Genomic DNA, 12,390 nt, shown 5'->3' with positions numbered 1-12,390 from the left:
TGTAACTCAATATGTTGGGCGGGCATGGTTTTTATGCCCACGCAGGTCGATACAGATGAACGCGTGCGCACAAAGCGTGTCCATCTTAAGATGTCATTCAACACACCAGACACCACTTCAAATTGCTGCCATGACTCCTATAGAACTGCGTGCCTCGCTCGGCTTGGCCGGGCTTTATGCCCTGCGTATGCTGGGAATGTTTCTCATTCTGCCTGTGTTCGCTGTTTACGCAGGCAAACTACCCGGCGGAGATAATCATACGATGGTCGGGCTGGCGTTTGGCGCTTACGGCCTGACGCAAGCCTTGTTGCAACTGCCTTTTGGCATGTGGTCGGATCGGGTGGGGCGCAAAAAAGTCATCTATATTGGCCTCGCCCTGTTTGCGGTGGGCAGCGTGATGTGCGCTATGGCCGATCATGTGGCGTGGCTGATTGTGGGGCGTGCCGTGCAGGGGGCAGGGGCGATTTCGGCGGCGATTACCGCACTGCTGGCTGATTTAACCCGCGAAGAAAACCGCACCAAGGCGATGGCGATGATCGGTGGCAGTATTGCCAGCACCTTTGCAATTTCTTTGGTGGCTGCGCCTACTTTGGCCGCATGGATTGGTTTACCCGGCATCTTTTTGCTGACTGCCGTACTGGCGATTGCCGCCATCATTGGCGTGCGGCAAATTATTCCGGACCCGATTATTTCGCGTTTTCACTCTGATGCCGAAATCAGTACCACGCGTTTGCCCGCCGTATTGCGCCACCCGCAGCTATTACGCATGAACTATGGTGTATTTGCCCTGCATGCGGCGCAAATGGCCATGTTTACCGTGATGCCGCTACTGTTGACCAAGCTAGGTGGAATTAGCTTGGAGCATCATTGGTGGGTGTATTTACCTGTGGTGCTGGTCAGCTTTGTACTGATGGTGCCGGCGGTGATTTATGGTGAAAAAAAACAACACTTAAAAGAAGTGTTTATTTTTGCGATCGGCCTAATGCTGCTCGCCCAGCTGGGCATGGCGCTGTATATGCCTAATCTGACCATGATTGTGGTGTGGTTGTCGGTGTACTTTATTGCTTTTAATATTTTGGAAGCGACGCAGCCCAGCCTGATTTCTAAAATTGCCCCAAGCGATGCCAAGGGCACGGCGATGGGGGTGTACAACACTTGCCAGTCACTGAGTATGTTCCTTGGCTCGGCGATTGCGGGCTGGCTGTATCAGCAGCACGGCAGCGTAACGGCGATTTTCTTGCTTTGCGCTGCACTGATGGTGATCTGGTTATTTTTTGCCGCAGGCATGCAGCCGCCGCTGCCGGTTAAAACACAAATGTTCCGCATCGGTGATAATTGGGCAGGCGATGGGCAGGCACTGTCTGTTAAACTTGTGGCTATTAACGGCGTAAAAGAAGCCGTTGTGTTAATTGACGAACGCGTGGCCTTGCTGAAAGTCCTGCAAACAGGCTGGGACGAAGCCGCGGCGCGGCAACTTATTGAAGAGACGGCTGGTTTGACTACCCCGTCTGCCCCGTAAAAGATTAAAAAAGAGATAAACAAATGGCTTCATTGAATAAAGTAATTTTGATCGGCAATTTGGGTAAAGACCCTGAAAATCGCTTTCTGCCATCGGGCGGCGCAGTGTGTAACTTCAGCATCGCCACCACCGAAAGCTGGAAAGACAAAGCCACCGGTCAAAAGCAGGAAAAAACCGAATGGCACAATATCACCATGTACAACCGCCTAGCCGAAATCGCCGCGCAGTACCTGAAGAAAGGCTCATCGGTTTACATCGAAGGCCGTCTGCAAACGCGTAAATGGCAAGACAAAACCACCGGCCAAGATCGCTACACCACCGAAATCATCGCCGACCAGATGCAAATGCTGGGCGGCCGTGCCGGCGGCAACAGCGCACCAGCAGACAGCGGCTTTGACGATGGCGGCTACAACCAGCAGCAAAGTGGTGGCTATCAGCAACAACAAGCCGCTCCAGCACCAGCCCGCCGCCCAGCACCTGCTCCAGCTGCCGCAGCACCGAAGAGCTTTGATGATTTTGAGGATGATATTCCGTTTTGAGGTTTACCTCAGGGTGATTTTGTAAAGCCACACCAAGAAAGCCTAGCGTTTGCTAGGCTTTCTTATTTCTCTCGTGAAGTTTGTTTGTAAATATTTTCTTGTCTTTTATTGGGAATGCAATACGTTGAAATAGTATAAATTTGCTGCGTGGAATGATTTTGCTCTGCGTCCGTTCTTTTTTGATTACTTGGGCACTAATTTGTAATTGCTAATTTCGAAATCTTTCATTGTCATACCCAACAAAATGGCGTAGGCATCAACATGCTGATAACGGGCTTGTTCAGCATAGTTAGTTAGCTCGTCATTGATTACCCCAGACAATATTTGTTCAGGTAATAGTTGGGTGTAGCCGTTTATTCTCGCAGCGGCGAGTGCCAGTTTGAAGGAGTTTTCCAATTCCTTTGGGAAACTTGCAGTTGGATAATATAGCTGATGAAGTTGTTCTAAGCTATTGGCTGACCATGCGTGCGGGACGATATCGAGTGAATTGTGTAAGCGAAGCAGGCGATTGCCTAGCTTCTGATGGGAATACTCAGCAAAAGCACAATTACCTGCCGTGGGGCCAGCGGAAGCTTGTATGGAAAGACTAATGCTGTCATTTAATTTGCTCGCCAAGTACAAGCCCAAGCTGGCTGATAACGCTCCGCCTAAACTATGGCCAACGACGGTTAAATCGATCCTTTTTTTGCTGGTGGCGATTATTTCTTGCAAATAAGTAAGTAAATCTGTGCCCGCGCCAGCCAGCCCCTTGCTCACATATAAATTTAATAGCACGGACATGCCAACATCCGTACCTTTGGAAATTCTTGCCTGGGCGGGCGCTAAAGGATCATATTTTGACCAAGGCACGGTTTTATTGACCCAAAGATCTTCAACGATCCAATCAAACAACGAGCAGGTATTCGTCGCCCTGACTACTACGCGATAATCGCTGTCATTATTTTTGCTTTTCACCACCATCATTAAATTGTCATCCACTAGGGAATGTTGATAGCGATACATGGCCGGGCCCCATACGATATCAAATTCCCCCTTAGTAGCTTGAGAGTTTTGTAAGGATGTTTCTATCTCATCATGTATTCTTTCAGGGGTGGGCTGATGGAGAATTTGACCCGCAGCGGCAATATACGATAAGGCTAAATTAAGTTGTTGATAGTTGAAATTCGTCATGTTGAACTCCTTGAATTAAGAATGAAAATCATTTTTCTTTAAGATTTTATGCAATGCCTTAGTGTCAATTGCATAAGAACTGGCATAAGCTGCGGCACCATTAGGAATGGTTTGTGGCGAAAAATTGTATGGGTTTGCTTCAGTGATTTGTGTATCTGCGCCTAGCGCATTGATAATGGTCAGGCTTCCCATTTGTTTCCGTCTTTAATGTACATGTGCAATGGTCTAAAAATTAGACAGCAGTCAAGTTGCCTCGCTGCCGTCTAATTCAAATTTACTTGTCTGAAAAATCGACTAGCAAACAGTCTTGTCACATGCGAGTATGCAAAGTGTTTTTGCCGTTCCTGATAATGCGCTGCATGCCGCTTGACAAAGGATGCAAGGGATACCAGATGCGGTGATACCTTGGTAAATGTTTGATACGCCAGCAGTACGCTCTACAGGTTTTGCTTGGATAGGCATTTTCATGATCATTTCCTTAAATTAAGCCTCTCCCGGGACGAAGGCTGATAATGCGCCCAGAAGGACGCAGATGAAGTCATATTCCCGCAATATAACTTTTTCATTTAAGAAGGCAGGAAGAACTGGCCTGCCCTTTAAATAAATTCATTATTTGTTGGTAGATTAGTTAACATCCCAATGGCGTATTTTGCCCACGGTGACAGGAATAACTTCGCTCACATCAATGGTAAAACGATAAACATGGCGAGCTTGTTCCAGACGTTTAGCCGGATTAAAAAAGGTGATTTTGACATCCCAGCAATCTGACCCCGGGCGACAAATAGGGCTACGTTCGACGTCGATGACATCTAATTTCATATCAGCCTGAATGGCATTGCTATAGACATCGGCCACTTGGAAGGCATTGGTGGCGGCATAATTCATGGCGCGGTCTTGTGGGGTAATGCCCAAATTACGTACTTCGTAATAGATGCGATCCAAGAAATTTCGGATGCCATCGGATTTTTTTTCATGTAGCAGCGCGTCTTTTTTATCCGTTGGCGCAGGCCCAATATTGGCGCTGATTAAGGCAGCGGTGGACCAACTGTACATGCCGCGTAAATCTGGGAATAAAACAGGTATTTCTTGCCCATTCATTAGTCGTGTTGAACCAGAAATTAATCCAGGGATTGAAACGCGATCGACGCTATTTGGGCTGAGTTGACTGGCCAGGAATTCTTGTAAACGATCATAGCTATGGTTTGCAAATGGGCCATATGGCTGAATTGCGTACACCACGGTTGCATCCATACAGAGGGTCCAAATCATATTTGAAGCAGCAGATGGATTGCTTTTTAAGTAAGTCAATAATTCATGAGGGTCATGGATGTTAATGCCTGATAACTGGGTAAAGGCATCGCGTTGAGATTCAGTCGCAAAATCGTAGCCAATTTGACCTAAGACATACGCATTGGCGGGAGGTGTTTTTCCTTTTTGACAGCCGCAATCCGATGCCACCACTTCACTAGCCTGTATTGCACTGGAAGCAGGTGAGTTAGATGCTGAGCTTGTTGTTGTGTATTCGGCAGATGAGGCACTGATATCAGTGGAATCGACAAATGCTGCTTGGGGAATAAGGATGCTGTCATTCATATTATTTCTCCTGTAGGTAGAGCAGTGAATTCCAAAAGGGGCGGTGAAGGCTGTTTTTTGGGATTTGGCGAGTTGCGGTTGATGGGAATTGTTTATGCTTGGTATGACTGGATGCAGAAAATCAATTGCTTCGGGTATGGGGAATCCTAATTCGACGATACCCACGTCGGATTTTGTTTGGTAAATAGTGTTTAGCCAGGTGTGTGCCTGTGTGATATTTAGCCGCCCAACTAATACCCGTTCACACTCTTTGGCATTTGTGTGGTGCGCATCACAAGGATCCGCGGTTTCAAGCAGGGCTGAACGGATACGTTGTGGGCTCGGCTCATGTCCTTGCTTGAGTTGCAGACTCAAAAGTAAGGCGGCAACACCACTGATGATCGGTGCTGCAAAACTGGTTCCACTAAGGCTGGTAATCATGCCGCCAGGTACTGCGCCCGGAATATCCACACCCAATGCGAGAATGCCATTTTTTTGATAGACATCGCCCCAGTTGCTAAAAGCAAGCGGCTCACCGTTGTTGTCCATTGCCCCGACAGCGAGTACCGACGCGATAGATGCCGGCACATGTAAACAGCGGCAACCGTCATTACCCGCCGCCGCAATGACTAAAATATCGCTATCGATGCACTGTTGGATCGCTTTTTCTAAGATGGGGCTGGCGATACCGCTGCTACTTAGCTCGCCGCCACTAATATTGATGATGTGTGCACCGAGTGAAATGGCCTGGTTAATTGCCCGAGCTAAATCAAGTTGGCTGCAAGTTCGATTGGCCGCGTGATCGGAAGAGTAAATGGGAATAATTATTCCGCGACAGTGGGGAGCAATGCCTTGCACATCACTGCCATGTTGTCCCCAAATAATGCTGGCTACCTGTGTCCCATGCTCTGAGGCTAAACCTTGTTTGGCGTGGCTGTAGCTTAGGGTATCTACTTGTTGTAGTTGTGCTCCGGTAAAGCAGGGATGATTCATGTCAACCGAACCATCTAGCACAGCAATGCAAATTTCAGAGCTACCAGTCGTTTCTGCCCATAAATTAACTAAGCCTGTTATTGATGAAATGTTGCCCATAACACCCTCATTGGAAATGTAGAGTTTTTCGACTTATTGCCATGACAAATCAAAATTGGATTAATGGAATCTCATTCTATGAAATCAGTTTTTGTGACTGTGATGGATAATTACAGAATGGAAACAGGTATCAGGAAATGGGGCCTGTTAATCCTGCCAAATAGCGCAAGCCTTTAATGCTGGGAAAAAAGCAGTAGATGCCGAGGCGAGTAGTGATGCAGCGTGAGAAACCGGTGAAGGTGACATTGTCCGGTTTTTGGTTAGTCTTGATTGGTAAGGTAAATGAGCTTTCGGCAGGGTCATTCACCCCTAAAAATACATCCTGCCCACTAATGTTATAGAGGGCATTTCCTGCACCTTTTACTTCTGCCGATTTAACAAATGAGGACTGATCGTTCCACTGGCTGGTGATAAATTCAAACTGATTTTCAATACTCGCATTGATAAAATAGCCGACCAAACCGCGAGGGCGAGTGTCCGGTTGCGCTGGGTCATATTCCGGTCCGTATGGCATGGCGCGCCTTACAATACGATGAGATTCGACATCGTCGCCGATTACCTTTTCATTACGTGGATTATTGCGTCTGATATGCGAACCGATCGGGCACTTTAAGCCCAGGGTATCGTCACTTGAGCTATCCGGAATAACGTAAGTGAAGTCATTCAATTCGCTGTTATGAAGTACCGTTCCTGCTTCATCCGGTGCCAGTACCAGCGGATTACCGTTACGCCAGCGCCCGCAAATTTTTGCCGCGATCTTTTCACGGTCTAACTTTGCCTTGTTTGATAGCTCGGTCAATAATGCCTCAAAACCTGCAACATCTTGTTCAAGAATACGGAACGCCGCAAAACTGCTGTTTAACGCTAATTCAGGCGGGGCAGTTTTGGTATAATAGCCTCCCAGCGCATTTTGATAGCCAAGCAAAAGTTCACCGGTAGCAACGACTGGTTGTTGATCGGGCATAGGGTATTTTCTCTGGGGAGCGCCTTCAATCGTTGGCTGAGCGATGCAGTCGCGGTAGCCAAAATGCACCTTGTTGTCCGGTAGTGCAGTGGCGTCGTGTACGTATAACTCATTCATGCAGCCGGCAAAGGCAGCACGCAATTGTGCTGACACCGATTCCAACACGGATAAAGAATCCGTCACCCACAAACTCAATACAATATGAATCGACGCCTGTTTATCCAAACCGATAATCCAGTGCTCCGGCGCGCTACTGCCGATATCGCCCACATTTTTTGCAACATCGCAATGTGCTGCACCACGCTTAAAAGATGGTCCGATAGCGGATCCAAAACTAGCCAATTGCGCTGGTTTTAGTCCAATGCTGGCTAAACCGGTATAGGTAAAACTCAGATTAAAAAAGTATGGTGGCTTGGGATATTGTTGCTCCGCTGTGCTTATTTTGGGTAAGCCATCACGACCGTCAACGAGCATGCCGATTAACTGAGCGGCTTCTTTTGCATTAGTGATACTTAAAATAAAGTGACGGGCGAAATTCACTCTGTAACCACGCAAGAGAGTTCCCTGAACGTCACTGAAGTCAATCTTAGACGCAACCATGTCATATCACCTTAATCTGTCGTTGATGAAAACGTCTGTAAAAATACAGACGTTTAGTCAATTAATATTCTGTCGATGAACAACTAAGGAGATGAGAATTTGGCCAGAATTTCTTGCACTGTCTGCGGGTAGGCTGCGTCTAAATTTTGATTGGGATCATGCTGTGAGGCATCGACTGTGCTGAGATAGGCTAAAAATTCTGGCACATTTTCTCGCACTGGTATGAGTGCATCGCCTCCAATCGCATATTTCAGCATGGAGTCAAAAGCATCGCCAAGGTTCTTTGCAAAAGCCTGTATATACGGTTTGAAATCACCATCGTATTCAGTAATCACGCCAAGAACGAGCGTATCTGATGTCAGGGTTTTTTTAAGGTCAGGCAAGAGGTTGGGTTGTGACCGGTCCAGTAATAAAAAACGAGCAAAATGGACTGTGCCGATTTCTTTCAGGGCACTATTCACTTGGTCCTGATTCGCTTTCAACGTGCCGATAATGCTTTCTGGGCTAGTGCCAGGTTTCAGTGGCATTAGCAGTGTGAGGGGATTGATCATGAGTATTCTCCGTGTAGGTCCATGGCAATAAATATGCTCAGTCGATGCTCGCTTTTAAAGAAATCAACCTAGATTGGTAGGTCTATTTGATCAAAAGCGGGACTGGCCAAAACACTATAATCATTGCGTCGAACAGTATCGAATACACGTGATTACACGTAATTACACGGCATTACAGATGGAGCTAATGTTGCAATCAATACATTGATGAGAGTTTATTTCGTTGTATTTTGAATAAAGATATTGCTATATTGAAATTTATTTCCATCAATCATGTTAAGGTATTAGTCAGCAAAAGGTAATCTTGCCTGTCAAAAAATCGGCACTTGCGTTAGGAAGAATTTTGATTTTTCATTCTTATTCAGAATTTTCATGATTAATTACCCGGATTCGCCAGATCGCCAGCCCAATGCTGCCCCGTATATCAATGACTATCAGTTGCTCCATATCTTAGGTGAGGGGGGGAGTGGTACGGTATTTAAGGCTGTACAAAAACGAACCGGACAAACTGTCGCGCTCAAGTTATTACATGCCGAAGAATGTGGTGACCACATTAAGTCAGAGCGTCTGGAAGCCCGCTTTGAACGGGAAACGCAATTGAGTGCGCAGTTGCATCATCCCCATATCGTTCGTTTGCTCGACAAAGGGCGCACCGATACGCAACAACACTACGCAGTGTTTGAATATGTACCAGGTGAAACGCTGAAAGAGTTACTGATCCGCAAGGGCTCTTTATCGCCACTGGAAGCAGGGGATTTGATGGGTCAGGTGCTGGATGCTCTGGTATGCGCCCATGCAGAGGGCATTGTTCACCGCGATTTGAAGCCGCAAAATATCATGATCACCGGGACGGGTACACGCTTGCACGTGAAAATACTGGATTTCGGTATCGCTGCGTTGATTTCGGAGCGACGCAAGATGGATTACCGCAACCTGACCATGACGGCAGAAATGATGTGCTCGCCATCCTATAGCGCACCGGAACATTTGCGTGGCGAGCCGCCTACGGTCAAGGTTGATCTGTATGCCTGGGGTCTGTTGTTTATTGAATGCCTGACCGGTCGCCCGGCAATTGAAGGCAGTACGCTGGCTGATATTTTTCATCAACAACTGAGTAACAGTGAAGTGCCGCTGCCACCAGCGCTCTTGGTACATCCATTAGCCAGTTTATTACGACGCGTGTTACGTAAAAATCCGCAGGAGCGTGCTGAAAATGCCGCCGCTTTGTATCACGATTTTCAGAAAATTAATCTGGCGAATATCGTGGGCGATTTAAGCTCACATCGGCATCGTTCTACCTTAAATGACGGCACTCAACTAGAGCCCAAGCCGGATATGGCCAGCACTCAGCCCTATGCCCCAGTGGGACTCGTTTATCAGCAGCAACTTAGCGTGTTTAGTTGCACATTGAATGTATTGGCGCTAGATGGGGCTGAAACTGATATAGAGACGCTGGAAGCGATTCAGCGCGATCAGTTAAGTAGTTGCACTGATATGGCGATCCGTTACGGCGGGTATTTAGCTGGCGCACTCGGCAATAATCTGCTGTTTTATTTCGGCTATCCGCATAGTGCCGAAGATGATGCGCGGCGTTGCGCCCGTACCGCGCTGGAACTCAGCAGCCAAGTAAGACGCCGCAATGGCTTGTTATCTGCGCAAGGGTTCCAGATCGACTTACGCATCGCTATCCATACTGGCATGGTGCATATTTTACCCGGGTATTTACCAACTGGTCTGACGCCGACTACCGCCATGCAGCTTGAGCGGCAGGCAGAGCCCGGCATGGTGCTAGCCAGTGCCACATCGCGTCAAATCCTGGCGCAGTATGTGGAGTTTGCCGATACCGGCAAGCGGATAGAAAAAAATGATGGCAAGCTCTTGCCCTATTTTTCGATGCTGGGCGAATATCAGGCCGAGGCGGTGTTTTTAATGCGCAGCGAGCATAGCATGGTCGGGCGTGAGACTGAACTTAGCCAGCTTAGGCAAATTTGGCTAGAAGCGCAGCACGGTCAGGGGCAAGCCTTGTTATTGCAAGGCGAAGCGGGTATCGGTAAATCGCGCCTGATATATGAGGTTTGCGCAGAAGCGCGCCAGCAGGGAGCCGTAGTGATGGAAGTGCGCTGCCTGCTTGAATATCAAAACAGTGCCTTGCATCCGATACTGTCTATGCTCAAAAAGCATTTGGCCTTACAGGATAATAACCCGCAAGAGGCGGTAACTCGTTTGCAGCAGGCTCTGGTGCGCGTTGGTGCCAAGGTCGAATGGGTCTTGCCGATTCTCTGTTCATGGCTGACTTTGCCGCTTCCGGATCAATTTCCGGCCTACCCGTTTTCAGCAGAGCGGCAAAAGAAGTTGTTGCTTGATGCGCTACAAGCTCTCATTTTGCAATTTGCCTGTCAGCAGCCAGTATTGCTGCTGGTGGAGGATATGCACTGGATAGATAGAACCAGTCAGGAGTTACTGAGCCAGATGCTGAGAGCACAGGAGCAGTCAGCCAAGCTGTCCGTATTGCTATTGATGTGTATGCGCCCCGGTTTTAGCAAGCCATGGCCCGAGGTGGCAGAAATCGTACTGGAACGGTTATCCGAATCTGCCACCGGGCAGTTAGTGCAAGCCCTGATCGGCGGGCATGTCATTGATCCGGCAGACCTGCGTCGCCTGTGCCAGCGCACTGATGGCATTCCTCTGTATGTTGAAGAACTTACCCGGATGTTGCTGGACAATCAATTTTTAGTAGAGCGGCAAGGTGTGTATCGCTTGGATGCACGCTTTGATACTAGCGAAGCCAGCGGTATTCCGGTGACTTTGCGCGATTTACTCAGTGCTCGTTTGGCCTGTTTGGGGGCTGCCAAACAGGTGGCTCAGGTAGCTGCGGCCATCGGTCGTGAATTTGATTACGCGCTTTTGCTTGAGGTGGCGTTAATTGATGAAGGAACCCTGCAAATAGATCTGGAGCAATTATTGTCCGCCGACCTGATTTACCGCCAGCGCCGGGTGCAGGGCGACAGTTATATTTTCCGACATGCCTTGATCCGCGACGCAGCTTACGATGCCATGCCAATAAAAATACGTGAACAGACCCATGCCCGTATTGCATGGCATATGGAGCATGCCGGTGCCGCCGAAATTGAGCGCAATCTGGCACCATTGGCACAGCATTTTGCTTATGCGCTTGAATATACTCATGCGGTTAGTTATGGAACCAGAGCAGCACAGATTTTTTTGCAACGCGCTTTAGCGGCGGATGCGATTCGGCAATGTGAATTGGTGCTAGCCTGGACAAGCAAACTGGCCGAGCCTGAGCCTGTCCCGCGTGCGGCACAACTGCGCATCAGCCGTGTGTTGACCACCGCGTTAATGTCTAATTTCGGCTGGGCGGATGAGCAGGTAAAGCAGCAAGCCGAATATGAATTGCGTTTAATCGATGGTAGCGGTGATGCGCAGCAGGTATTCCCTTCTTTATGGGGGATCACGTTTTACCATCACACGGCCGGACATCGCGCGATGGTTCGTTCCCTGATCGGGCGGTTATTTACCTTGGCAACGCAATCGAACGACAAAGGCTTGCTGGCGGTGTGCAATACGTTGCATGGCTTTGCTCTTTGGATCGACGGCCAGTACCTGCAAGCACGTGTGCCTTTGATGCAGGCATTGCAGGATTACGATGCGCTCGCTCATGCAGAGCACGTCGATCATTTTGGAATAGACACCCAGATCATGGCGATGGCGGTGTTATGTAACGTTAACTGGTTTGTGGAACTGGACGATACGGTGTCTTTTGAACTGGCGCACAAGATGGTGACGTATGCACGTGTGCGCAACCATATTCCCTCGCTTGGCATTGCATTGATGTTTCAGGCGCTGAACTATCAATATGCCAACGAGGTAGGGAAGACCCTAGAGGTGTCGAATGAATTGTTGGAGTTGTCGCGACAATACAGCTTGCCGACATTAGAAGGGTTCATTTCTATTTTATATGCCTGGTGTACATCTGATTTGGCCATGGCCGATCAGGTATTGCTTGTCTTGCGTGAACGCGGCTATATGCTGGGCCTGACGCACTATGCTTCTTTAGCTGCCGAGATACAAGCGCGAGAGGGCAATTATGCAGGCGCGTTTGAACGGATACAGGCATGTCTGGCACTTGCCGAGCAAACAGGTGAGGCGTACTACAACCCGGAACTATTGATACGGCGTGCGATATATCGCGCTAAAACTTCCTTTTTTGATGCACAACAAAGCCGTGATGATTTGCTGGCGGCAATTGAGCTAGCTCAGTATTCCGGTATGCAGCGATGCGTACAAAGCGCGAGCGCACAACTCCGTTTTTTTTCATAGTAATTTTTGTTTTACCCATGCCCGATGTATACGTTTTTTTGATTC

General features: G+C 48.3%; 8 protein-coding genes. 3 read left to right on the top strand and 5 right to left on the bottom strand.

The features are described from left to right. Nucleotides 1-130: 130 nt before the first annotated feature. Both ACFQNF_RS07500 and ssb read left to right on the top strand, forming a co-directional pair. Entirely contained in the window at nucleotides 131-1,519 is a 1,389-nt protein-coding gene (locus tag ACFQNF_RS07500; protein WP_380187371.1) for an MFS transporter, read from the top strand. A gap of 23 nt (nucleotides 1,520-1,542) precedes the next feature. Next, complete coding sequence (gene ssb, locus ACFQNF_RS07495) at nucleotides 1,543-2,058, top strand: single-stranded DNA-binding protein (RefSeq protein ID WP_380187369.1); 516 nt, start codon at nucleotides 1,543-1,545, stop codon at nucleotides 2,056-2,058. A gap of 183 nt (nucleotides 2,059-2,241) precedes the next feature. Here ssb and ACFQNF_RS07490 read toward each other — a convergent pair whose 3' ends face one another. From ACFQNF_RS07490 to ACFQNF_RS07470, 5 genes are all read right to left on the bottom strand, one after another. After that, nucleotides 2,242-3,228, bottom strand: a complete 987-nt coding sequence (locus tag ACFQNF_RS07490) for a lipase family protein (protein ID WP_380187367.1) — start codon at nucleotides 3,226-3,228, stop codon at nucleotides 2,242-2,244. Between the two features lie 15 nt (nucleotides 3,229-3,243). Then, nucleotides 3,244-3,420, bottom strand: a complete 177-nt coding sequence (locus ACFQNF_RS07485) for a hypothetical protein (protein ID WP_380187366.1) — start codon at nucleotides 3,418-3,420, stop codon at nucleotides 3,244-3,246. A 432-nt stretch (nucleotides 3,421-3,852) separates the two neighbouring features. Continuing rightward, nucleotides 3,853-5,892 carry a PatA/PatG family cyanobactin maturation protease gene (locus tag ACFQNF_RS07480; RefSeq protein WP_380187365.1) on the bottom strand — a complete coding sequence of 680 codons (2,040 nt, stop codon included), beginning with the start codon at nucleotides 5,890-5,892 and terminating at the stop codon, nucleotides 3,853-3,855. Nucleotides 5,893-6,022: 130 nt separating this feature from the next. After that, nucleotides 6,023-7,456 carry a Dyp-type peroxidase gene (locus ACFQNF_RS07475; protein ID WP_380187364.1) on the bottom strand — a complete coding sequence of 478 codons (1,434 nt, stop codon included), beginning with the start codon at nucleotides 7,454-7,456 and terminating at the stop codon, nucleotides 6,023-6,025. Nucleotides 7,457-7,539: 83 nt separating this feature from the next. Then, entirely contained in the window at nucleotides 7,540-8,007 is a 468-nt protein-coding gene (locus tag ACFQNF_RS07470) for a hypothetical protein (RefSeq protein WP_380187363.1), read from the bottom strand. Between the two features lie 372 nt (nucleotides 8,008-8,379). Between ACFQNF_RS07470 and ACFQNF_RS07465 the strand changes: the two genes are divergently transcribed. Next, nucleotides 8,380-12,345 (top strand): TOMM system kinase/cyclase fusion protein, encoded by a 3,966-nt coding sequence (locus tag ACFQNF_RS07465; protein ID WP_380187361.1) that lies wholly within the window; start codon nucleotides 8,380-8,382, stop codon nucleotides 12,343-12,345. Nucleotides 12,346-12,390: the final 45 nt, after the last annotated feature.

The sequence above is a fragment of the Iodobacter arcticus genome, assembly GCF_042664895.1.
Lineage (GTDB): Bacteria > Pseudomonadota > Gammaproteobacteria > Burkholderiales > Chitinibacteraceae > Iodobacter > Iodobacter arcticus.
The sequence above is the reverse complement of the archived record's forward strand: the minus strand, read 5'-3'. Positions and strand labels throughout refer to the sequence as shown.